The sequence below is a fragment of the Halorubrum salipaludis genome, assembly GCF_002286985.1.
Classification (GTDB): domain Archaea; phylum Halobacteriota; class Halobacteria; order Halobacteriales; family Haloferacaceae; genus Halorubrum; species Halorubrum salipaludis.
Genome location: NZ_NSKC01000001.1, coordinates 239,420 through 259,367 on the forward strand (window position 1 = coordinate 239,420; position 19,948 = coordinate 259,367).

Below are 19,948 nucleotides of genomic sequence, written 5' to 3' on the forward strand. Positions count from 1 at the left end.
AATGATATTTCTTGGGGTCCCCAAACTAATTAAACGACTTACGATAAATGCAATAGCATGGGTGTCTCTGAAGAAGTACCAGATATTTTTGATTCTGTTCGGATGAGGTTACGTCAAGGCTATCAAAAATTATATATTATACTGCTTCGGGCCTACAAAGGCTTATACAGTCGATGGTGGGGTTTGTTCATCGGATGTTCTCTGGCCCTGATCTTGGCAATAGGTGGATATCTGATTGGCCCACATATTAAATCAATCCTGGCAAGAATACTTCATTTTGGGATATTTGACTTTAATAAGTCTGAGTTAAGTACTCTATGGGCAGTACATGCAACAATAATTGGATTTGGACTTGTTGCTTTATCTTTCGCTTGGAATCAGATTCAGGATCTACCCACTGACCCCGGTATAATCGCAGAGGTTGCCCATAGGTTGAGATCTATAGAAATTATCTCATTTCTCCTCTTCTCAAATCTCATTATTGGTGCTGCTGTTTTGAGATTAGGAGATGGGTCAGTACCTCCTGAAATAGGATTTCCCGCTGGTATCCTGTTCTTTGCTAGTTTAGTTTTCATTCTGGAACGATTCTGGCACGTGTTAGATCTGCTACTTCATAACACTCTAGATGATAATGTAGAAAAATATGCTAGAGACCACTTATCCGGGAAATTTCATAGTCCGGCAGGAGATTTTGATTCATATCTAGGGCATTTCTTTGAAGCAAGCAGACATGAAATAGATGCAGATAGACCAGATCAGCTCAGAGAAAAACTAAGAAGGGTAGAGATACTCTTAGAGGTGCTTTTGGAAAAAGATGAAACGGTTGCTACTGATACCCAACTTTGGGATTTTGTTTTCAGTAATTATGACTCACTGTACCGTAGGTCCATCAAACAACAGAACGAAGAGCTGGAGGAACAGGTGGTTGCTTCATTATCAGGAGTATACTGGATATCTATGAACAGATGGAGGGATCAAAACTAATGAGTGTTGACCGTTCGAACCCTGTTGAGAGAACTCTCTATATGTTCTCTAGATTGTATAAAAGAGGGTTATCTCACGATCCTCCAGCAGAGTCCCCGCAAATTCTCTTGGAGCGGTTCAACAACGCACAATCACAAGTCTTAGCGGAGTTCAATAGTGCTGAGAATGAAGAGACACTTTCTCGCTCTGAGAGTCTTGTAGATACACTTCTACATACCCATTCCGAGATGTGGAAAGCAACTGTAGAACACAATAAGATTGCTCTACTGAATTCACTAAGAACGTTATTAAATGATGTCTACCAGTTCGAAAGAGGTGAATATGCTGTTCTCCCACAAGATAGTGATACTATAGAGGAACAGCCTTCTGAATTAGATTTCCATCAGAAGAAGCAATATTATGCAAATAATTACAGGAAACGTATTGAGGAACTCAAATTCGCAACATATGGATGGGGTATTCATCTTTATACAGAAGGGGATCTTCTAGATTCCTCAGTAAGACAGATCTTAGAAGGACCAGTTACTGAGGACTTCGGCTCAATTGAGGAAATCTCAGATGTGTTTTTCCGTGTGAGGGAATCCGATGAGATAATTGATATATGGGAAAATTGGAATATGAATCGGCAATTAGATCGTAATTTCGGGGTCGCTTTTTCCGGAATGGCCCCAAATACATGGATGTTAAAATTCTATTGCAGTATTCTGATTTGGATGGTTAATGAGAATTACAATACTTCTATAAACTCTCTTTCTCCAGAAGAGAGTCCAGTTCTTCGATATTCAGAAAGATCAATTCATATTGATCCAATCATAGAACGATTTGAGTCGTATAAGGAAGAGTACCCACTAGCAGAATTCTTGGATAGTGAAGATGATATACAACATATCTGTGATGACTTTATTGAACACTTTGAAGAAGTTAAAACAATATTTGAATCACGAGAGCGTGAATGGACGAGAACGCAGCCAATTGATAATACTACTACTGAACGTTTTGCTGAGAAAGTAAACTCAAAACTAAATGATGACTCATTTCGGAGAGCGATCCGAGAAACAACCGGAATTACAGAAAATCCATCAGTTGATGAGGATCAACTTGATCGTTTCTCTGTAGAGGGGAGGTTTCCTCGTAGGGTATTTGTTGATTCAGGTATTCAAACAATTTTCAGCAATAATTTTTCTCGTATCTTACAACAATATAGGGAATTTGTGATAGACAATCTTACCTTCGAATTAAACCAGGTTTCCTCATATAATGCTATTCCAGAGATGTTTGATGATATAATTTCATCACGAGATGTTGAGTTTATAGCTACCGGAGAAAGAGAGGTGTCAAGAGTTTTGCGAAATAATCAAAATAGCAACCGGGTTTCAAATCAGGATTTGAATAGTTATCTTGAGTACTCGAATGTTCCCATTCTAAACATCCTTGATTCAAATTTCTTAGCCATTATATGGTTTTCAGAGGACTACGAGTATATCGAAAAATCGGTTCACCAGCCGATCTCGGTCACAAGCACTCCCGGAGAAAATGTCCCAGAATGGAATGAATCCGAAATGCCAGATAATGTCTCACCCCGGGATTGGGTTAAAGTAACGTTCAGTTATGAAGCAGCGATTGAGTCTACTTCTCAGAATGGGATAATTCTTCAAATGTAGCTAATAATCTGCACTAGAGGCATATATTCACAAAATAGTATCTGGATATACTGCCCTTGCTTCACTTTCACTCTGCCTAAGCTAATTCTATACATAGCCTCTTTCTTCATTAATATTTGGAGATGTCGACTGAAAGACCGACGCCGCCTGACGGTTACGAACGGTTCGAAAGCACCGATCCCGACAGCGACGTTCCGACTATGGAACTCGAACCGGGCGAAGTGCTCGACGGGCTGGTGCTCGACCTCACCGAAGGAGAGGGAGAGTACGGCCCCTGGTACCGGCTCAAGATCAAGGACGAGAGTCGCGGAGTCGTGCGGTACTTCGCGAAAGACGAAGTGAAGCGCGCAGCTGCCCAGGACGCCATCGAGGTCGGCGAACAGATCTGGGTCGCGATGGACACCGAAGAGGTGACGCTAGAACGCGACGACGGCTCGACGCACGACTACAACCCGACGATGGTCTCATTCCCGGGTGGTGACTGATGGCGTCGTCCTACTCGAACTCGATGGGCGACGCGCTCTCGGATTACACCCACCTGCGGACGCTGCCCGCGCTCCTGTCGGTCGTGTTCATCCTCGCTGGACTCTACCAGTTCGGCGGGATTTCCGAGGTGATGCTGACGTGGGTCGACTACACGCTCACCGCGGAACACGCGACGTTCATCTCGCTGGCCGCGTACGCGATCGCCTTCGCGAGCAGCGAGACCAAGCAGTTCGAATCGTACGAGCGATGGGAACAGGTTGCGATCGCGCTCGGTCCGGCGGTCATCGTCGGCTACCAGTACGTTCCCCAGCTCGCCGACATCATCAACACGAGTAGCAACCTCGGCCCGATCGTCGCCTTCCTCTCGACCGTCGTCGCCTGGGGCGTCGCTGTTCGGTAACCACCCCTCGAACTTCACTTATGAGTTCCAACAATGAAACAACGACTAGCTGTAACGCCTCTAACCGCCCTGCTGCTCGGGACCGCGTGGGCGGTGACGATGATACTGTTCGGTCTGGCTCTCGTCTGGGCCGCCGCGCCTTCGTAAGCGGTCTCGGTGCCACTGCGGCCGCCGGGATCGGCTCGAAGTACCTCGGCTCCCCTCTCGGCTCTGCAGCAGCCGTTGACTGGCAGAAAGTCGGCATCGCCGCCACTACGGTCGTCGGTGGCCCGATTGCCCTGCTCGCCTACGGGGCGAGCGTCGGTAGCTCGAACGAGGACGCCGTCGCTGACTCGTTAGATTACCAAGCACACGTCGATGAGTTCACCCGCTACCGCGAGGAGGGACTGTCTCAAGAACAGACCCTCGCCTCGGTCGAACGCGACGTGCAGCTCGTCGAGAACAAGGCCCGCGAAGAAGCCATCTTCGCGATCTACGAACAGGCCGTTGACTCGGGAACGGAGTCCGACGCAACTGCTGCGGCTGAGGCTGCGATCGATGACGCCTACGCCGTCGTTGAGCGTGCGATTCTCGACAGCTTCTCCATCCGCGTCAATCGCTTCCACAACGTCGCCCAGAGCCTCCTTCCCGGTACTGATTCTCAGTACTACGGGAGTCGCCACATCGGCAACCGTCTGTACGACGATCTGGGTGCTTCAAGCTCTACGGAGGTAGTACGACCTACAGAACTCTGATACTCACCCGACGACGGGTACTCGGACGCTCGTCAACGGCGACTCGTACGACTACGCTCATCTGCGGTTGACGCACACCTTCAGCAGTAGTTCGACCACAACCCACCTCGCCGTAACTGCTGACCCGTCTGAGTACGATGCTGCTCGCAACGACAGCGGGCACATGTACGGGTTCTCGATGCTCGCTCCCGAGGCTACTGACTACGACAGCGTCGACGAAGGTGAGTCGTGGAGCACGTCGGAGGTCGACGCGATCAACGCGAAAAACTGGGTTCCCATCTATAAGGATCTCCTCGACCGGCGCTCCACGCTGATCGATGAGGTCTCGTCGATGGTCGACTCGTACTTCCAACCCGCACAGGACGGCGAGGTCGACCTACAGGAGATGGTCGGCCCGAAGCACCTGACCGACACCGCCTCGACCGCGTCCGACTACCAAGAAGCGGCGATGGCGCTTCGCGGCATGGGCTACCCGATGAGCGAGCAGGTCGTGACGTTCACCATCCCGGCGGACAACGACGATGGCGAACTCGAACTGACGGGCCGGCTCTCGTGGACGGCCCATCAGGGCAACACGCTCGCCGTGGGTCAGACTCACTTCGCGGAGAACATCCCAGGCTCGATCTTCGCCGCGGTCAACCTTCCTGATGGCGTCGACGACCTCGACGGCAACACGACGAACACGACGGACGACGGCTCGACCGACACTGGCCCCGGAGCGGACATCTTCGAACTCAGCGATGAGTTCACGATCGTCTCCGCCGAGGGTGCTGATGGCGTCTCGTTCAACGATCGGTCGCTTGCCTCGGCTGACACTTCTGCTGAGGAGATTGAACAAATCTTCACAGAGAACTACGAAGCCAACAAGGAAGCCACCGAGAACGTCCACGACACGGCCACTGACGGCGGCGGCGGTGGCTGGTCTGGACTCTCGACCGAGGGCAAGGCGATCATCGTCGCCGTGCTCGGTCTGCTTGGTCTCGGCGCCGTCAACAACTAACCATGCGGCCCATCTTTATCGCGCTGCTCGCGCTCGCAGCGACCGCGCTGTTCCTCCCCGGTGCCGTTGTCGCACAAGACGCCTCGACGAACGCGACAGCCACGAACGCGACCGAAGAGTGTACCGAACGCATCAACGAGTACACGGCTATCTGCTCGGCCGAACTCGACGGCTCGGACGTGGTGGTTGACATTTACACCGAAGGCCCGCAGACGGTCACGGTGACCGAAGCGTTCCGGCGCGGCTCGGGCGTGCTCGAACAGCGACGGGTCGCGCTCGACGCCGGCCGTAACACGGTCCGCCTCACGGTCACCGTCGACGGCGGCTCGGAAGGCGTCACAATCGCCGCCGGACAGACGCTCTACCAGAAAGAGGTGCGGACCTCCTCGACGATCGTCGCCGGCCCATTCACCGCGAGCGACACGCAAGCCGCCGGCGTCGGCGGCGCGCTCGGTGTCGCGCTCACCACGCTCTACCTCGTTGCCCGGCGCGTCTACGGCAAAACCGAAGAAGCCGAGAGGGTAGCATGAACTCCACGAATCCCGCGACCCGAGACGAACAGCCTGCGCACCTGGACCTCCTCGACTGGGCTCGCGCTCGCGCTCCCCAGCTGGTCGTGCTCTCGACTGTCGCCGCGATCGTCGCCATCCTCGCCGGCTTCGACGTGTCGGTGCCGCGCTTCTGGTACATCGCGGGACTGTCCGGTCTGTTCGTCACCCCGCTCGGCTGGTGGACCGGCTCGAAAGTCGTCGGCTGGCTCTACAACCCGTCGTTCGTCTGGCTGATCGACCTCGACGCTCGCGTACTGGACGGCGGTATCTATCGCCTCCCGCCCGACGAGTTCCGCGAGATGGACGTGCTCGACGACGACGAGTTCATCAATACCTCCTACGACCTCACCCAGCTGTCCCCAAACCTCTACGTCGGGAAACAGGTGGACCTCGAAGACATGACCGTCGTGGGGACGTGGCGCGGCACGCTCGACGATCGCGAGCTGACCCGCGCGCTCCGTGCCGTCCACGAGTGCCGCGGCCAGCTACAAGACGATGCCCAGCGCGGCTTCATCCTCGAAACCTCCGCGTTCACGGTCGTCCGCCGGGCGACCCGAAACACGGTGGAGCGTGTCGTCGAGCTGTTCGAGGACGGCTCGCTTCCCGACTCGGGCGACGGGATCGGCCGAGCCATCGACCAAGAGCTTGAGGAGTTCGGACTGGCTGACGCCTCCGGCGACGACCTCTCTGACCTCGTCGACGACGCCGATCTCGACGACCTCGACCACAAGTCCGGATTCGACTTCTCCGAACCCGAACCCGCCACCGAGCGCAACGGCCACGCGGAGAAAACCGAGGTGTCGGTCGATGGGTGACTCCGACGAAGGGATGCTGACCGCGGCGAAGCTCGCTGAGCAGCTCCAGGGGAACATCGACACGGATCGAGACATGGCGTCGGGCGCGGGCGTGCTCGTTCCCGACGACGTTCCTGCCTCGGTGTTCCTCGACGATATCGAGCCGGACGTGACCGGAAAGTCCGAGCTGCTGTCGCTCGTCGATCGGACCCAGCAGTCTCGGCAGGCGTCCGAAGCGATTCGCTCGGGAAACTCGCTGCTGCTCTCGCATCTCGTCGGCGTGACGGAACAGGACCTCGACGCCTCGGCGCTCCGGCTCCCGCTGCGCCTCGACGAGATGATGACCAACAACGACGCGACCGCGTTCATCGGCGGCGCCGGCAACCCCAACACGGGAAAGACCAACCTGATGGCGCTGCTCGCCGAGCTCCGATCGGCGACCGTCGACGATCTCCTGATCATCTCAAACTCCCGAACGTGGGATCGAACGGATATCGTCGTTACGAGCGCCCACGACCTCGCGGTCACCTGCATCGAGCATCGCGACCGGCCGAAGTTCGTGTTTATCGACGAGGGCTCGACCCACTTCGACGCGCGGACGAACAGCTACGAGGTCGCGGCGCAGTTCTCTCCCCTCGCCAAGCGGATGGCGAAGGTGAACGTCGACGTCTTCGGAACCGTGTTCCACACCGGGAAGGACTGCCACCCGGAGCTGAAACGCCTCTTCACCACGGCGTACTTCAAGCACTCAAAGAAAGAGGTTGACTTCTTCGCCGATTGGCCGGCAGACGCTGACAAGCCGACCAACCAGCTGTTCGGTGGGACTGTCGAAAACCTCGAACCCGCGAGCGCGGAACCCGACCCGAACGACGCCGCGCCCTGGAAGTGGGACCTCGAACCCGACTTATTCAGCAAAGACCTCGACTGGCCCGATCTCCTCGCCGAGCTGCGCGAACGCGGACCTGCAACCTAACACCACGGTGATCCACCTACCGACCCACCCACCCCTTTCAGTGGGCGACCGCCCGCGCGGCCCCTCCCTGCGGGGGGTCGCGCGGGCAACACGAATTACAGTTCTAGCGATTCTTTAATATCTACAGATGGTGTTAGATTAGATTCATTAGATTTTGTAATATACTCTGAGATTATATAATGTACTGGAGGATTTGATGCTTCGTTGATAGCGGTTTGAATAGCTTCTACTGCGAATATTAGGTTTTCCGACTTTTCGGTAGCGTCCTCACAAGCTCCTGAGACCTCGCTTCCACCAGGTATTCCGGTAGCAGAAAATTCGATACTTGAGAAAGTGTTCCTCGCACCCAAGAAATCGGAGAGAGCTTCATCGCATCTTTGTTCTGCCTTCTCCAGATCTCCTTCTGAATGTACCGCTGAAAATGTAGCTAGTAGATGCTCCATCCCGCTCTGAAATTCGTCGGATGCGCTTCTGTATTCGTTAAGGATTTCTTCTCGTTCTTCGGTGTTTTCTTCGTCGCTTGAGACCTGATTCGTTTCAGTTTCTTCCGGATCTGCTTCATCCGACCCGTCGTTTTCGTCCAAACAGCCTCCGAGTGAGGCAATCATTATGCTTCCGAGACCGCCCAGTAACCCTCGTCGACGATTCATACCTTCCCTTCTCTTCAAATATAGTATAAATTTAACCCTGGAATTCGGCGAATTGATAACTACTTATCTTCTATCCTCACAACACCGTTTTCACTAATCCACCATACTGGGCTATTTCCTGCTTTCTTTGAATTTAAAAGTCCGTTCTCCTCCAAACCGTATAACCGTTTTCTGGCCCCTGTAAGTGTGAAATCTAATTCCTCCGCGATCTCGGCGGTTGTCATAAACGGATCCGAACTTTCCATGAATATAGATAGAATCTCTTCATCAGAAACCGTCTCCTTTCGACCTGCCATTATCTACCCGTTATCCTCCTCCCACTAATTAGTGTGTGAGAATTGGTAATTTTCCTATTATTAGTAATAGCAGTAGAACTATATTACTCCTCTTCTTTCTGGTCGATAACGGAGACCCGATTCAAAAACGGACCTCGCTGCTGGAACAGCAGGTCCGCACGGGCTTCCGTGAACCAGCCACGAAAGCCATGTCAGCAAAGACGATAGGGGGTATTCAATCCCCCCACGACGGATGGGATCGCACGGCAACCAGCGACTGGGACCAGTTTCACTTTCAGTCCCCGTACAAGGATTTCGTCTTTTATATACACTGTCGTCGGGGTGAGGTGATGCCCTCAAAGGAACTCGTTCGCATCGAGAACGAGACCGATCGCTGGCGGTATATCTGCCCTCTCGGCCACCGGACGTGGGAACCGACGAATCACCATTTCTGGTGTCAACACTGCGCGCGCCGGGACGATGTCGATGGTGCGTTCTACCAGTTGCGCGACCGGAAGACCGACGCGCTTCTGCTCCGTCACCAGGTGCAGCTCGTCACGCCGACCGGACCGTACGACGACGATCTCGACGGGGGCGCGCGATGAGTGACGATCTCAATCCTGTCGCTCACAATATCACCTGCGGCGAGTGTGGTCTCGAAACTCGTCGTCTCGTGTTTCATGACGCTTCGATCGGTGAGGAAACGGGCGTCTTCTGCCCTCACTGTAGAGTCTTCGCTTCCGGGACGATCGGGGTGCCGGTCCTATGACGACGCTCTACTGTGCGATCTGCGGGAACCGCTTCGAGCCCGACGACGATCACATGTGGATCGACGCGGAGCGGAAGCCGCGGACTTGCCACCCGACCGCACCTCTCTACGAGGCTGACGCGGAGTACGCGTTTCACGTCGACTGTTGGGAACGGGAAACCTCGGGATGGAGGGCTCCGGCATGAGTTCGAACACTCTCGCCGAGGACCTCTCTATCTGTCCCGTCTGCGACGCCTCGATCGACCCGGACCCGCCGGACGGGTTCACCGAGTACGCTCGGCAGGTCGCGGGCTACCTCGACCACTTCGCCGAAGACCACCCGGACCACCCGATCCTCGACGCGCCGGAGGGCTACCTATGAGCGACGACCTCCAACCCCTCGAACCTCACGAGGGCGTCGAACGCTTCCTTCGATACCGGAAGCCGTCCGTTCGGCCGTCGACGCTCAACAACGCCCAGACTCGACTGAATCACTTCCTTGAGTGGTGCGACGAACGGGAGATCGAGAACCTGAACGACCTCGACGGTCGGGACCTCGCTGACTTCGTCGCGTGGCGGCAGGGGGATATCGCACCGATCACCCTGCAAAAGCAGTTGAGTACGGTTCGGGCGGCCCTCGAATGGTGGGCGGACATGGAAGCCGTCGACGAAGGGCTCCGCGAGAAGGTCCATTCGCCCGATCTCCCTGACGGTGCCGAGTCCCGCGACGACCACCTCTCGGCCGAGCGCGCCCGAGCGATCATCGCCTCGCTCGACCGGTATCACTACGCGAGCCGCGACCACGCGCTGATCCTCCTGCTCTGGGTCACCGGGATGCGCCGGTCCGCAGCTCGGTCGATCGATGTCGACGACCTCCGCCTGGACGACAACGCGATTGTCGTCGAGAATCGCCCGGATACCGGAACCAACCTGAAGAACGGCGACGGCGGGAACCGTTGGGTCTACCTCGGTCCCGAGGTCTTCCAGGTGATCGAGGACTACGCCGAGAATCCCGACCGGAAGGATGTGGTCGACGACTACGGCCGGCGTCCCCTGTTCACCTCGAAGCAGGGTCGCCCGACCGGAGACACGCTTTACGTCTGGGTGAACAGAGCGACCCAACCCTGCCAGTACGGTGGTTGTCCGCACGATCGTGACCTCGACGAGTGCGACGCGCTCGGTCACGACGGCTACCCGAGCCGGTGTCCGTCGTCGTGTGGTCCGCACGCGATCCGGCGCGGCTCGATAACTCACTTCCTCAACGCTGGGACGACGCCGGAGATCGTCAGCGAACGGATGGATGTGACGCTTGAGGTACTGTACCAGCACTACGACGTTCGGAGTGATCAGGAGAAGATGACCGTCCGCAAGGATGTTCTCGATGATTCGGAGGTGTTGTCAGATGATCGATAAAGCTCCTGCCCCGCGAGTCCATAGCAGTCCCCGTTTCTCGCGAAGGTACCCAGACCCAATAGAGAAGACGCCTCGCTGTCGTTTCGTCCGCGGGACTAACGGAACGAAGACGATCGCCGATCAGAGTTCACCCCGACGCCTCTAGATCCCCTCGCCGTCCGGCGAAGGAAATGCGGCGCGTTCGAAGCGAAACGACGCCGTCCGGCGACCCAGACACCTTATATACTCCGAGTCAGATCGACCTCACATGGGCATCTCCGAGTTCCTTGAGGGCCAGAACCTCACGCACCGGCAGATGGGGGCGATCATGGTCGGGTGGATCCTGCTGGTCACGATCGTCTCCGTCGGAATGCTGCTGTACACGGCCTCCACGTAACCGATCCGGTGCGTAGGGCCGCGAACGCAACCCTCTTTTAGCCGTTCGTTGTCGGGGGCGGTATGGCACGCGACAGCGACGCACACAGCGACGAGGAGAGCGATCGTCGGCTCGTCGGCGGTTGGGAGGGGCGCTACTACGAGGACTTCGCGGTCGGTGACGTGTACAAACACCCGTACGGCCGGACCGTGACCGAGACGGACAACGTCTGGTTCACGAACCTCTCGATGAACCTCAACCCGATGCACTTCAACGAGGCGTACGCCGCCGAGACGGAGTTCGGCGAGCGCCTCGTCGACGGCACCTTCGTCATCGCGCTGGCGGTCGGGATGAGCGTCATCGACGTGAGCGCCAACGCCACCGCGAACCTCGGCTACGACGACATCCGCCACCACGCCCCCGTCTTCCACGGCGACACGCTGTTCGCGGAGTCGGAGGTGCTCGACAAGCGGGAGTCCTCCTCGCGCGACCACGTCGGGATCGTCACCACGGAGCTGCGCGCGTACAACCAGAACGACGAGCTCGTCCTCTCCCTGGAGCGCACGCCGATGGTGCTCAAGCGCTCGCACGCCGAGCCGAGCGCGGCGCAGCCGACGGGGTGGCCCGAGGGGATCGGCACCCAGCCGGAGGACCTGGAGTGACGCCGTCCCCCTCCGGCCCCGCGGCGCCGACGCTCGACGACCCGGTCCCCGAGACGCGGCTCGGCGGCGACCTGCCGATCGCGACGCCCGAGAAGGCGGCCGCGCTGGTCCCCGAGACCGCGACGCTGCTCGTCTCCGGCTTCGGCGGCGTCGGGTACCCCAAGCTCGTCCCGGAGGCGCTGGCGGCGGCCGACGAGGAACGCGAGCTCACGGTGGTCTCCGGCGGGGGCGTCGGCGACGAGATCGACCGCGACCTCGTCGAGTCCGGCGACATGGCCCGGCGCTACCCGTTCGTCCCGAACGAGACCTCGCGCGCGGCCGCCAACGACGGCCGGATCCAGTTCCACGACCGCCACATCTCGCGGCTGGCCGACGAGGTGCGGTTCGGCGGGCTCCGCGCCGGGATGCGGGGCGAGACCGTCGCGGTCGTCGAGGCAGTCGCGGTCGGCCCGGACTGGCTCGTCCCCTCCACGTCGATCGGCCACACCCCGGCGTACGTCGGCGCGGCCGACCGCGTGATCGTCGAGGTGAACCGCGCGCAGCCGGTCGAGCTCGCCCGCGTCCACGACGTACACGTCCGGGACGACCCGCCGAACCGGAGCCCGATCCCCCTCGACGACCCCCTCGGCGAGACCGGCGGCCCGGCCGTCCGGTTCGACCCCGCGAAGCTGGCGGCCGTCGTCGAGACCGACCGGGCGGACGACCCCTACGAGTTCCGCGAGGTCTCCGCGACCGACGAGGCGATCGCCGACAACCTCGGCGCGTTCCTGGAGGCCGAGCTGGAGCGCAACCCGCTGTTCGACGAGGCGGCGAACCTCCAGTTCGGCGTGGGGAGCCTCGGGAACGCCCTGATGGGCGCGCTGGCGGACGTCGACTTCGGCGACCGACCCGTGTCGTACGTGGGCGAGGTCGTGCAGGACGGTCTCCTCGACATGCTCGACGCGGGCGACCTCCGCGGCGCGAGCGCGACCTCGCTGGCGCTGTCGGCGGAGGGACAGGAGCGGCTCTTCGACGACGTGGAGCGCTACGCCGAGGACGTGGTGTTGCGGCCGGCGGACGTCTCGAACGCCCCGGAGCTGATCGACCGGTTCGGCGTCGTCGGCGTGAACAGCGCGGTGGAGGTCGACCTGTACGGGAACGTGAACGCGACCCACATCGGGGGCACCCGCGTCGTCAACGGGATCGGCGGCGGCGGGGACTTCGCGCGCAACTGCCGGCTGGGGATCGTCGCGCTGCCGTCGACCGCGGTCGGCGGCGACGTGTCTCGGATCGTGCCGCTGACGCCGCACGTCGATCACACGGAACACGACGCCAGCGTGATCGTCACGGAACACGGCGTCGCCGACCTCCGCGGCCGCTCGCCGCGCGAGCGGGCCGAGGCGCTCGTGGCGGTGGCCGATCCCTCGTTCCGCGCCGACCTCGACGCGTACCGCGAGCGAGCCGCGGACGACGGCGGCAACACGCCGCACGACCTCGAGACGGCGTTCTCGTGGGAACGAGATGACAGTTGAGACCACCATGTAGAAGGTTTCATCCGGGACCACAGAGAAATAACTCTTAGTTGACTCGCCCCGTAGTAAAAAGCAGCACATCGGCCGGCAGCGGCGGCGAAATTCTCCCCTGCTACGACACGCTTTTACTAATCGGCGCTCAGAAGTGAGCTACATGATAGATGGTGACAAGACGACTCGGCGCGACGTTGTAAAGGGCGCGGCCACGCTGGGCGCGGTCGGTCTGGCCGGCTGTTCCGGCGACGGCGGCGACGGCGGTGACGGCAGCGACGGCGGTGACGGCGGCGATGGCGGCGACGGCGGTGACGGCGACGTCACGATCACGATCGGCGGCACGTCGACCGGGAGTTCGACGCAGGCGGCGGGCCAGGCGCTCGCCCGCGCGGCACAGCAGCACAGCGACTTCCTCAACATCTCCGTCCAGGAGACGCAGGGGTGGACGGCGAACCTCTACGAGTACGACGACGACCAGATCCCGGCGATGGGCGTCGACAACAACTCGCTGGCGAAGGCGCTCAACGACGAGGGGCCGTTCGCCGACGACCCCGTCGACACGCTCCCGAACCAGGGGTTCCTGTTCACGTCGCTGCAGATCCACTGGGTCGGTCTCGACGGGAGCGGCGTCGAGTCCGTGTCCGACCTCCGCGATGGCGGCTACACGATCTACCCGATCCAGCCCGGCTTCGGGACGCGGCTGCTCACCGAAGAGATCCTGAAGGAGGCCGGCGTATGGGAGCCGAACGACATCCTCAACGTCGACACCGGCGACATCCCGGGCGCCGTCGAGGAGGACCGCGTCGACGCGCTGTGTCTGTACGGCGCCAACGGCGTCAACCTCTCCGGCTGGTGCCAGGAGGTCGACGTTCGCAGCAGCGAGCGGCTGAACCTGCTCGAGGTCGACGACGACTTCCGCCAGGTCATCGAGGACCACCCCGGCGCGATCCTCGAGGAGGTCGAACCGTACGGGTACGAGCAGGACGTCACCGAGTACACCGACACCCTGACGGCCTGGTCGCTGGCCGGTCAGTGGGCGTTCAGCCCGGACATCCCAGCCCGCGCGACCCGGGAGGTCTGCCGGCTCGCCATGGAGCACGAGGAGACGCTGCGGGAGTCCGACCCGACGACCCTCGAGTACTCGCCCGAGGCGATGACGCAGACGGTCATCCCGGAGATCGACGTCCACGCCGGCGTCGCGGACTTCTTCGAGGAGAACGACGTCTGGGACGACTCCTGGAACCGCGGCGACGAGTAGTACCGGTCGCCTGACCGCCCGAACACCCCTATATTTCACGACGGATGGCCACCAACCCCGATAACACGACCGATCCGATCGACCCGACCGAAGACTCCGGGGGCGGACTGCTCGACGACGAGGAGTCGCTCGAACTCGCCCCCGGCGACCGCGGTCGCAGACAGCTCTGGCTCTACCTCCTCTCGCTCCCGTTCTGGTTCCTCGTCATCTTCCTGCCGACGCTGATCGTCCCGAACTTCCTGTCGGGGGCGTACGGCGCCTCGCTCCCGGCGCTCCTGTTCGACGATCCGGCGGGGCTCGCGACCGCGATCGAGGAGTCGGCGACGACGATCCTCGGCGTCGGCGCCGGGCTCGGCGTCGCGGGCGTCTCGGCGCTCATCCTCCGGCTCGGGTCCGGGATCGAAGAGCGGCTCCGGATGGCGCTCGTCTCCTTCTCGATCCCGTTCTGGATGATCGTGATGTGGTACTCGTACACCCAGCTGATGCCCCGCGGGCAGTACGCGGTCGCGTTCCTCGGCGGCATCCTCGCGCTGTACGTGATCTCCGAGCTCGACGACCCGCTCATCGAGCGCAACTGGGTCGAGGTGGCGCTGCTGGTCGGGTCCGGGCTGGTCTCGCTCGGGACCAGCGGGTACCTCTTCGTGAACTACCAGTCGGTCGCGATCGACACCGTCGGGCGCGCGACCGAGCCGCAGCTCGCGATGGCGTTCGCGTTCACGCTCGCGATGATCTACCTGACGTGGCGGTCGTTCGGGATCACGTTCCTCGCGGTCGTCCTCGTCGGGATCGGGTACGGGTTCGCGGGGCCGTTCATGCCCGGCGCCCTGAGCCACGGCGGGCTCTCCGGGACGCGCATGCTCCGGATCCTCGTGGTGAGCGTCGACGGGTTCTACGGGTTCCTCACCCGCCTCGTGGCGGCGTGGATCGCCCTGTTCCTGCTGTACGCCGGCCTGCTGAAGGCGTACGGCGCGTTCGACCTCATCCTCCGGATCGCGGTGCGCTCGGCGAAGTACGTCGACTCCGGGATCGCGCAGACCGCCGTGGTCGCCAGCGCGGTCATCGGCTCGGTCAACGGGAGCCAGACCGCAAACGCCGGCATGACCGGCTCGTTCACGATTCCGCTGATGAAGGAGAACGGGATCAAACCGGAGACGGCCGGCGGCATCGAGGCGGTCGCCTCCACGTCCGGACAGGTGCTCCCGCCCGTGATGGGCGCCGGCGCGTTCATCATGGCGAACCTCATCACCGGGATCACCTACGTCGACGTCATCGTCTCCGGGCTGATCCCGGCGGCCATCCTCGTCGTCTCCATCGTCATCGCGGTCCACTACGTGGCCGCCCCGCAGATCGAGAACCCGGAGATGGACGGGCTCATCGGCGACCAGATGGACCGGCGGACGATGGTACTGGAGTCGGTGAAGTACGGCGTCCCGCTGTTCATCCTGATCTACGTCCTCGGCATCCTGCAGTACACGGTGATGACCGCCGCGCTGTACACCGCGGTTTCGATGGTCGTCTTCGGGGTCGGGGTCCCGCAGATCCAGGCGGCGCTCGACGGCGAGAGTCACAAGGAGACCCTGTTCGACACGCTGAAGCAGACGGTCGACGGGTTCCGCGAGGGCGTCATCGTCGTCGCGCCGGTGACGATCATCCTCGCCGCGATCAACGGCGTCGTCGACATCCTGATGGCGACCGGCGTGCCGACGGCGATCTCGCTCACGCTGCTCGATCTGTCGGGCGGAATTCCGATCGTCGCGTTCGTGCTGGCGATGATCATCTGTATCCTGCTCGGGCTCGGCATGCCGACGACGGCGGCGTACACCGTCGTGGCGCTGCTGGTCGCGCCGACGCTCATCAGCCAGTTCCTCGTCCCGGACATCGCGGCGCACTTCTTCGTGTTCTACGCCGCGATTCTGGCCGGGCTGACGCCGCCGATCGCGACCTGCGTCGCGGTCACCTGCGGCATCTCCGGCGGTGGGTTCTGGGGCAGCTGTAAGGAGGCGTTGCGCATCTCCGCGCCGCTTTTCGTCCTCCCGTTCGCCTTCGTCTACCACCCCGAGCTCGTCTCCGGGACGTTCAACTACGCGTCGCTGTCCGCGGGCGCGATCGCGATGGTCGGCGCGCTGGCGATCATCCACGGGATCAACTACCGGTTCGTCTTCGGCCGCGGCCAGACGTACGGGCTCCGCGTGGCGTTCTTCGTCGCCGGGGTGCTGGCGATGGTCCACCCGAGCCAGATCGTTCAGATCGGGTCGATCGCGGCCGTCGGCGCGCTGTACGCCCTGCAGATCGTGATCGGGCGGCCGAACCCGCTCGGCGCCCTCCGCGGGGCGGCCGGGACGCTCTCCGGTCGGAAGCGGTAACGGACGCTTTCACCCCTCGATCGCCGAGCGAGAACGGTCGGCTTCGTCGCGATCCGCTTTTCTGGCGGTCTCCCCTCGCGAAACAGCCCCTTGATCGATGACGGGAGTGGGTATAGCACGTTGGCTGATCGGTTGTTTATACGTGATCGAGTAGTGTTGCTGGCGGCTGTTTATAAGCGATCGACGGATCGACGGCGAAGACCTGCAAAGCCCCAGCCGGGAGGGCGGCGTACGCTCGCTGTGCTCCTCACTCGGTCGCGTTGCTCCCTCGTTGCGGTGCTTGCATCGCCTACGCCGCCCTCCCGGCTGCCCCTTTGAGTCCCACCCGCCCCGCAACCGCACAGCACCTCATACCTCCCCAGCCTCGTCGCTGGCGGCGATCGCCGCCAGCGACTCCCTCGCACGCGCTCCTCGCGGGCCGATGGCCCGCTCGGAGGCGCGCGCCGACCACAGTTCGTTTATAAAGGATCATCGCGGTCGCTCACAGTCCGTTTAAATACTTTATCTCCGCCACCGATCTGCAATACTCACTCCCGATATCGCTCGCTGCGGGATGAGTCAGTACGACCGCGGGAGCCCGAGCACACGCTCGCCGAGGTAGTTGAGCGCGAGCTGTTGGGTCACCGGGACGAGCCGGGTGAGCCGGGCCTCGCGGAGGTACCGCTCCACGTCGTACTCGCGGGCGACGCCGAACCCGCCGTGGGTCTGGACGGCAGCGTCGGCCGCCTCGAACGCGGCCTCGGCCGCGAGGTACTTCGCGACGTTTGCCTCGGCGCCGGCCTCGGTCCGGTCGAGGTCGTCGAGCCGGTCGGCCGCGTCGTAGATCACCTTCTTCGCGGCGAGCAGGTCGGCGTACGCCTCCGCGAGCGGGTGTTGGATCGCCTGGTTGGCGCCGATCGGCCCGCCGAACACCTCGCGCTCGTTGGCGTAGTCGATCCCGCTTTCCAGCGCGGTCTCGCCGAGTCCCAGACACTCCGCGGCGATCACCAGCCGCTCCTCGTTGAGGCCGTCGAGCATCTGGTAGAACCCCTCGCCCTCCTCGCCGACGAGGTTCGACGCGGGCACGTGCACGTCGTCGAAGTAGAGCTGGTAGGAGTGGACCGCCCGGCTCGCCGTCTTCGGGATGCGCTCGATCTCCAGTCCGTCGGCGTAGGCGTCCTCCAGGTCGACGAGGATCATCGAGATGCCCCGCGTGCGCTTCTCGACCTCCTCGCGGGGGGTCGTCCGCGCCATCAACAGCAGGTAGTCGCTGTCCTCCACGCGGGAGATCCACACCTTCTCGCCGTTGATCACGTACTCGTCGCCGTCCCGCCGTGCTCGGGTCTCCATCGCCGTCGAGTCGGAGCCCGCGTTCGGCTCGGTCAGCCCGAACGCCTGGATGGTCTCCTCGCCCGCGGCGACCTTCGGGAGCAGCTCCGCTTTCAGCTCCTCGTCGGCGTACTTCACGATGGGGACGGAGTTGTAGATCCCGCCGTGGATCGACTGGGGGGCGGCGAACCCGCCGCCGCTTGCCGCGATCTCCTCCATCATCACCACCGCCTCGCTGGTCGACATCCCCACGCCCCCGTACTCCTCGGGGATCAGCATGCCGAGCCAGCCGTCGGCCGCGAGCTGGTCGACGAACGCCTGCGGATAGGTGGCCGTGCGGTCGCGCTCACGCCAGTACTCGTCGTCGAACTCCGAACAGAGGTCGCGGATGCTCCGCCGGACGAGCGCCTGCCGTTCGGAGAGATCGACCGAGTCGCGCCAGTCTCGTGGCATGCGCTGACGTGGGCCGCGGCGTCGCATAAGGATTCGCGTCGTGGCGATCCGTGCTCTGACCGGTCGGGGACCTTCGGTCCCGGATATCCGCCGGCCCCCGCGGCCGCCGCTTGCCGAGAGCGGACCGCTTATGAATCGGGATGCGGTGGCTGACGGTGAATGGATCGCGCCTACTGGCGGACGGTGTCGCTGGTCACGCTGTGGCAGGTGTCGGCGAGCATCTGTTACTACACCGTCTTCGCGGCGACGCCGTTCTTCCGCGACGAGTTCGGGCTCTCGCGGTTCAGGGTCGGGATCGTCGTCACGACGCTCACCCTCGGGTACGCGATGTTCCTGCTGCCGGTCGGCGCGCTCACGGACCGGTTCGGCGAGCGGCGGACGCTCTCGCTCGGGCTGGTCGGGCTCTCGGCCGGGATGGTGCTCGTCGCCGGCGCGCCCACGTACGCGCTGCTGCTGGCGGCCGTCTTCCTGCTCGGGTCGGTGTACAGCACCGCGATGCCCGGGACGAACAAGGCCGTGTACGACAGCATCGCGCCCGGCCGTCAGAACACCGCGATGGGGATCAAACAGGTCGGCGTCACCGGCGGCAGCGGGATCAGCGCCCTGCTCGTCACCGGGCTCGCCGGCTACTTCTTCTGGGAGATCGGGTTCCTCATCGCGGCCGCGCTGGGGGTCGTCGTCGCCGCCGGCTTCTACGTCCTCTACCGCGGCGCGGGCGGCGGGACGAGCAGCTACCCGGACCTCCGCGGACTGGCGTCGAACCGGCCGTACGTGCTGTTGGCCGTCTCCGGGCTGTTCCTCGGCGCCGCGCTGTTCACGACGACGGGGTACACCGTGCTCTACGTCGAGGAGTCGATCGGCGCGTCGGTCGCGTTCAGCGGCGTCGTGCTCGCGGTCGTCCAGCTGTTCGGGAGCGGCGGGCGGCTGCTCGGCGGCTGGCTCTCCGATCACCTCCCCGGCGACCCCCAGACCCGGATCGGCGCGATCCTGCTGGTGCAGACGGTCGCCAGCGCGGTCCTGTTCCTCGTCGTCGCGCGGACCTCGACCCCCGCGAACGCCGGGGTCGCGTTCGCGGCGCTCGGCTTCTTCGTGCTCGGCTTCACCGGCGTCTACTACTCCTGTATGGCGACGCTCGTCCCCTCCGAGCAGATGGGGAGCGCGACCGCGGGGTGCCAGCTCGCCCTGACCTCGGGGGCGCTGTTCGCGCCGCCGGCGTTCGGCTACCTCGCGGACGCCTTCGACTACCGGGCGAGCTGGACGCTGCTCGCCGGCGTGTGTCTCGTCGCCGCCGTTCTCGTCGTCGCCGTCATCCGGTCGGACCCGCCCGTCGGGGAGACGGCGATGGCGGAGTGACCCCTGCTCCTGCCCCCGCGCC

Annotated in this window: 22 protein-coding genes; 19 read left to right on the forward strand and 3 right to left on the reverse strand. The window is 61.6% G+C overall.

Translation table 11 applies throughout. The features are described from left to right. Nucleotides 1-57 precede the first annotated feature (57 nt). The 9 genes from CK500_RS16705 to CK500_RS01170 all read left to right on the forward strand — a co-directional run bounded on the left by CK500_RS16705 (nt 58) and on the right by CK500_RS01170 (nt 7,583). The gene (locus CK500_RS16705; protein WP_144049499.1) at nt 58-984 is read left to right on the forward strand and encodes a hypothetical protein; all 927 of its coding nucleotides are present in this window, start codon (nt 58-60) and stop codon (nt 982-984) included. Continuing rightward, nucleotides 984-2,645 (forward strand): hypothetical protein, encoded by a 1,662-nt coding sequence (locus CK500_RS16710; protein ID WP_144049500.1) that lies wholly within the window; start codon nt 984-986, stop codon nt 2,643-2,645. The genes CK500_RS16705 and CK500_RS16710 overlap by 1 nt, the downstream gene beginning before the upstream one ends. 200 nt (nt 2,646-2,845) lie before the next feature. Next, nucleotides 2,846-3,130: a hypothetical protein gene (locus tag CK500_RS01140; RefSeq protein WP_233138640.1), complete on the forward strand. Its 285-nt coding sequence runs from the start codon at nt 2,846-2,848 to the stop codon at nt 3,128-3,130. Then, nucleotides 3,130-3,531, forward strand: a complete 402-nt coding sequence (locus CK500_RS01145) for a hypothetical protein (protein WP_095635422.1) — start codon at nt 3,130-3,132, stop codon at nt 3,529-3,531. Before CK500_RS01140 ends, CK500_RS01145 begins: the two co-directional genes overlap by 1 nt. Nucleotides 3,532-3,617: 86 nt before the next feature. Next, nucleotides 3,618-4,265, forward strand: coding sequence for a hypothetical protein (locus tag CK500_RS01150; protein WP_095635423.1), 648 nt, complete (start codon nt 3,618-3,620; stop codon nt 4,263-4,265). Nucleotides 4,266-4,428: 163 nt separating this feature from the next. Continuing rightward, nucleotides 4,429-5,265 (forward strand): hypothetical protein, encoded by an 837-nt coding sequence (locus tag CK500_RS01155; protein WP_095635424.1) that lies wholly within the window; start codon nt 4,429-4,431, stop codon nt 5,263-5,265. Between the two features lie 2 nt (nt 5,266-5,267). Next, nucleotides 5,268-5,795, forward strand: a complete 528-nt coding sequence (locus CK500_RS01160) for a hypothetical protein (protein ID WP_095635425.1) — start codon at nt 5,268-5,270, stop codon at nt 5,793-5,795. After that, the gene (locus CK500_RS01165; RefSeq protein ID WP_233138643.1) at nt 5,792-6,631 is read left to right on the forward strand and encodes a hypothetical protein; all 840 of its coding nucleotides are present in this window, start codon (nt 5,792-5,794) and stop codon (nt 6,629-6,631) included. Before CK500_RS01160 ends, CK500_RS01165 begins: the two co-directional genes overlap by 4 nt. Then, on the forward strand, nt 6,624-7,583 hold the full coding sequence (locus CK500_RS01170; protein WP_095635426.1) for a hypothetical protein: 960 nt from the start codon (nt 6,624-6,626) through the stop codon (nt 7,581-7,583). The genes CK500_RS01165 and CK500_RS01170 overlap by 8 nt, the downstream gene beginning before the upstream one ends. A gap of 95 nt (nt 7,584-7,678) precedes the next feature. Here the strand turns inward: CK500_RS01170 and CK500_RS16715 are convergent, their stop codons facing one another. Both CK500_RS16715 and CK500_RS16720 read right to left on the reverse strand, forming a co-directional pair. Further along, on the reverse strand, nt 7,679-8,167 hold the full coding sequence (locus CK500_RS16715; RefSeq protein ID WP_144049501.1) for a hypothetical protein: 489 nt from the start codon (nt 8,165-8,167) through the stop codon (nt 7,679-7,681). A gap of 125 nt (nt 8,168-8,292) precedes the next feature. Beyond that, nucleotides 8,293-8,529, reverse strand: coding sequence for a hypothetical protein (locus CK500_RS16720; protein WP_144049502.1), 237 nt, complete (start codon nt 8,527-8,529; stop codon nt 8,293-8,295). A gap of 329 nt (nt 8,530-8,858) precedes the next feature. Here CK500_RS16720 and CK500_RS01175 point away from each other — a divergent pair, with 329 nt between their 5' ends. The 9 genes from CK500_RS01175 to CK500_RS01210 all read left to right on the forward strand — a co-directional run bounded on the left by CK500_RS01175 (nt 8,859) and on the right by CK500_RS01210 (nt 16,812). Next, complete coding sequence (locus CK500_RS01175) at nt 8,859-9,113, forward strand: hypothetical protein (RefSeq protein ID WP_095635427.1); 255 nt, start codon at nt 8,859-8,861, stop codon at nt 9,111-9,113. Nucleotides 9,114-9,273: 160 nt separating this feature from the next. Then, nucleotides 9,274-9,462, forward strand: a complete 189-nt coding sequence (locus tag CK500_RS01180) for a hypothetical protein (protein ID WP_095635428.1) — start codon at nt 9,274-9,276, stop codon at nt 9,460-9,462. Continuing rightward, the gene (locus tag CK500_RS01185) at nt 9,459-9,638 is read left to right on the forward strand and encodes a YbdD/YjiX family protein (protein WP_144049503.1); all 180 of its coding nucleotides are present in this window, start codon (nt 9,459-9,461) and stop codon (nt 9,636-9,638) included. The genes CK500_RS01180 and CK500_RS01185 overlap by 4 nt, the downstream gene beginning before the upstream one ends. Continuing rightward, nucleotides 9,635-10,669: a tyrosine-type recombinase/integrase gene (locus tag CK500_RS01190; RefSeq protein ID WP_095635430.1), complete on the forward strand. Its 1,035-nt coding sequence runs from the start codon at nt 9,635-9,637 to the stop codon at nt 10,667-10,669. The genes CK500_RS01185 and CK500_RS01190 overlap by 4 nt, the downstream gene beginning before the upstream one ends. Before the next feature lie 247 nt (nt 10,670-10,916). Continuing rightward, entirely contained in the window at nt 10,917-11,045 is a 129-nt protein-coding gene (locus CK500_RS17710) for a hypothetical protein (RefSeq protein ID WP_255521202.1), read from the forward strand. Between the two features lie 62 nt (nt 11,046-11,107). Then, nucleotides 11,108-11,686 carry a MaoC family dehydratase gene (locus tag CK500_RS01195; protein ID WP_095635431.1) on the forward strand — a complete coding sequence of 193 codons (579 nt, stop codon included), beginning with the start codon at nt 11,108-11,110 and terminating at the stop codon, nt 11,684-11,686. After that, on the forward strand, nt 11,683-13,197 hold the full coding sequence (locus CK500_RS01200; protein WP_095635432.1) for an acetyl-CoA hydrolase/transferase C-terminal domain-containing protein: 1,515 nt from the start codon (nt 11,683-11,685) through the stop codon (nt 13,195-13,197). Before CK500_RS01195 ends, CK500_RS01200 begins: the two co-directional genes overlap by 4 nt. Nucleotides 13,198-13,351: 154 nt before the next feature. Further along, nucleotides 13,352-14,449 (forward strand): TAXI family TRAP transporter solute-binding subunit, encoded by a 1,098-nt coding sequence (locus CK500_RS01205; protein ID WP_095635433.1) that lies wholly within the window; start codon nt 13,352-13,354, stop codon nt 14,447-14,449. A gap of 44 nt (nt 14,450-14,493) precedes the next feature. Continuing rightward, entirely contained in the window at nt 14,494-16,812 is a 2,319-nt protein-coding gene (locus CK500_RS01210) for a TRAP transporter permease (protein WP_095635434.1), read from the forward strand. A gap of 558 nt (nt 16,813-17,370) precedes the next feature. Here CK500_RS01210 and CK500_RS01215 read toward each other — a convergent pair. Then, entirely contained in the window at nt 17,371-18,573 is a 1,203-nt protein-coding gene (locus CK500_RS01215) for an acyl-CoA dehydrogenase family protein (RefSeq protein WP_095635435.1), read from the reverse strand. 159 nt (nt 18,574-18,732) lie between these two features. Here CK500_RS01215 and CK500_RS01220 point away from each other — a divergent pair, with 159 nt between their 5' ends. Continuing rightward, nucleotides 18,733-19,926, forward strand: coding sequence for an MFS transporter (locus CK500_RS01220; RefSeq protein WP_095635436.1), 1,194 nt, complete (start codon nt 18,733-18,735; stop codon nt 19,924-19,926). The last annotated feature ends 22 nt before the right edge of the window (nt 19,927-19,948 follow it).

Excerpts from the sequence above, each read along its gene's own strand:
- CK500_RS16705 (WP_144049499.1), top strand. The coding sequence starts at position 58 with ATGGGTGTCTCTGAAGAAGTACCAGATATTTTTGATTCTGTTCGGATG.
- CK500_RS16710 (WP_144049500.1), top strand. The coding sequence starts at position 984 with ATGAGTGTTGACCGTTCGAACCCTGTTGAGAGAACTCTCTATATGTTC.
- CK500_RS01140 (WP_233138640.1), top strand. The coding sequence starts at position 2,846 with ATGGAACTCGAACCGGGCGAAGTGCTCGACGGGCTGGTGCTCGACCTC.
- CK500_RS01145 (WP_095635422.1), top strand. The coding sequence starts at position 3,130 with ATGGCGTCGTCCTACTCGAACTCGATGGGCGACGCGCTCTCGGATTAC.
- CK500_RS01155 (WP_095635424.1), top strand. The coding sequence starts at position 4,429 with ATGTACGGGTTCTCGATGCTCGCTCCCGAGGCTACTGACTACGACAGC.
- CK500_RS01160 (WP_095635425.1), top strand. The coding sequence starts at position 5,268 with ATGCGGCCCATCTTTATCGCGCTGCTCGCGCTCGCAGCGACCGCGCTG.
- CK500_RS01165 (WP_233138643.1), top strand. The coding sequence starts at position 5,792 with ATGAACTCCACGAATCCCGCGACCCGAGACGAACAGCCTGCGCACCTG.
- CK500_RS01170 (WP_095635426.1), top strand. The coding sequence starts at position 6,624 with ATGGGTGACTCCGACGAAGGGATGCTGACCGCGGCGAAGCTCGCTGAG.
- CK500_RS16720 (WP_144049502.1), bottom strand. The coding sequence starts at position 8,529 with ATGGCAGGTCGAAAGGAGACGGTTTCTGATGAAGAGATTCTATCTATA.
- CK500_RS01175 (WP_095635427.1), top strand. The coding sequence starts at position 8,859 with ATGCCCTCAAAGGAACTCGTTCGCATCGAGAACGAGACCGATCGCTGG.
- CK500_RS01180 (WP_095635428.1), top strand. The coding sequence starts at position 9,274 with ATGACGACGCTCTACTGTGCGATCTGCGGGAACCGCTTCGAGCCCGAC.
- CK500_RS01185 (WP_144049503.1), top strand. The coding sequence starts at position 9,459 with ATGAGTTCGAACACTCTCGCCGAGGACCTCTCTATCTGTCCCGTCTGC.
- CK500_RS01190 (WP_095635430.1), top strand. The coding sequence starts at position 9,635 with ATGAGCGACGACCTCCAACCCCTCGAACCTCACGAGGGCGTCGAACGC.
- CK500_RS17710 (WP_255521202.1), top strand. The coding sequence starts at position 10,917 with ATGGGCATCTCCGAGTTCCTTGAGGGCCAGAACCTCACGCACCGGCAG.
- CK500_RS01195 (WP_095635431.1), top strand. The coding sequence starts at position 11,108 with ATGGCACGCGACAGCGACGCACACAGCGACGAGGAGAGCGATCGTCGG.
- CK500_RS01205 (WP_095635433.1), top strand. The coding sequence starts at position 13,352 with ATGATAGATGGTGACAAGACGACTCGGCGCGACGTTGTAAAGGGCGCG.
- CK500_RS01210 (WP_095635434.1), top strand. The coding sequence starts at position 14,494 with ATGGCCACCAACCCCGATAACACGACCGATCCGATCGACCCGACCGAA.
- CK500_RS01215 (WP_095635435.1), bottom strand. The coding sequence starts at position 18,573 with ATGCCACGAGACTGGCGCGACTCGGTCGATCTCTCCGAACGGCAGGCG.
- CK500_RS01220 (WP_095635436.1), top strand. The coding sequence starts at position 18,733 with ATGGATCGCGCCTACTGGCGGACGGTGTCGCTGGTCACGCTGTGGCAG.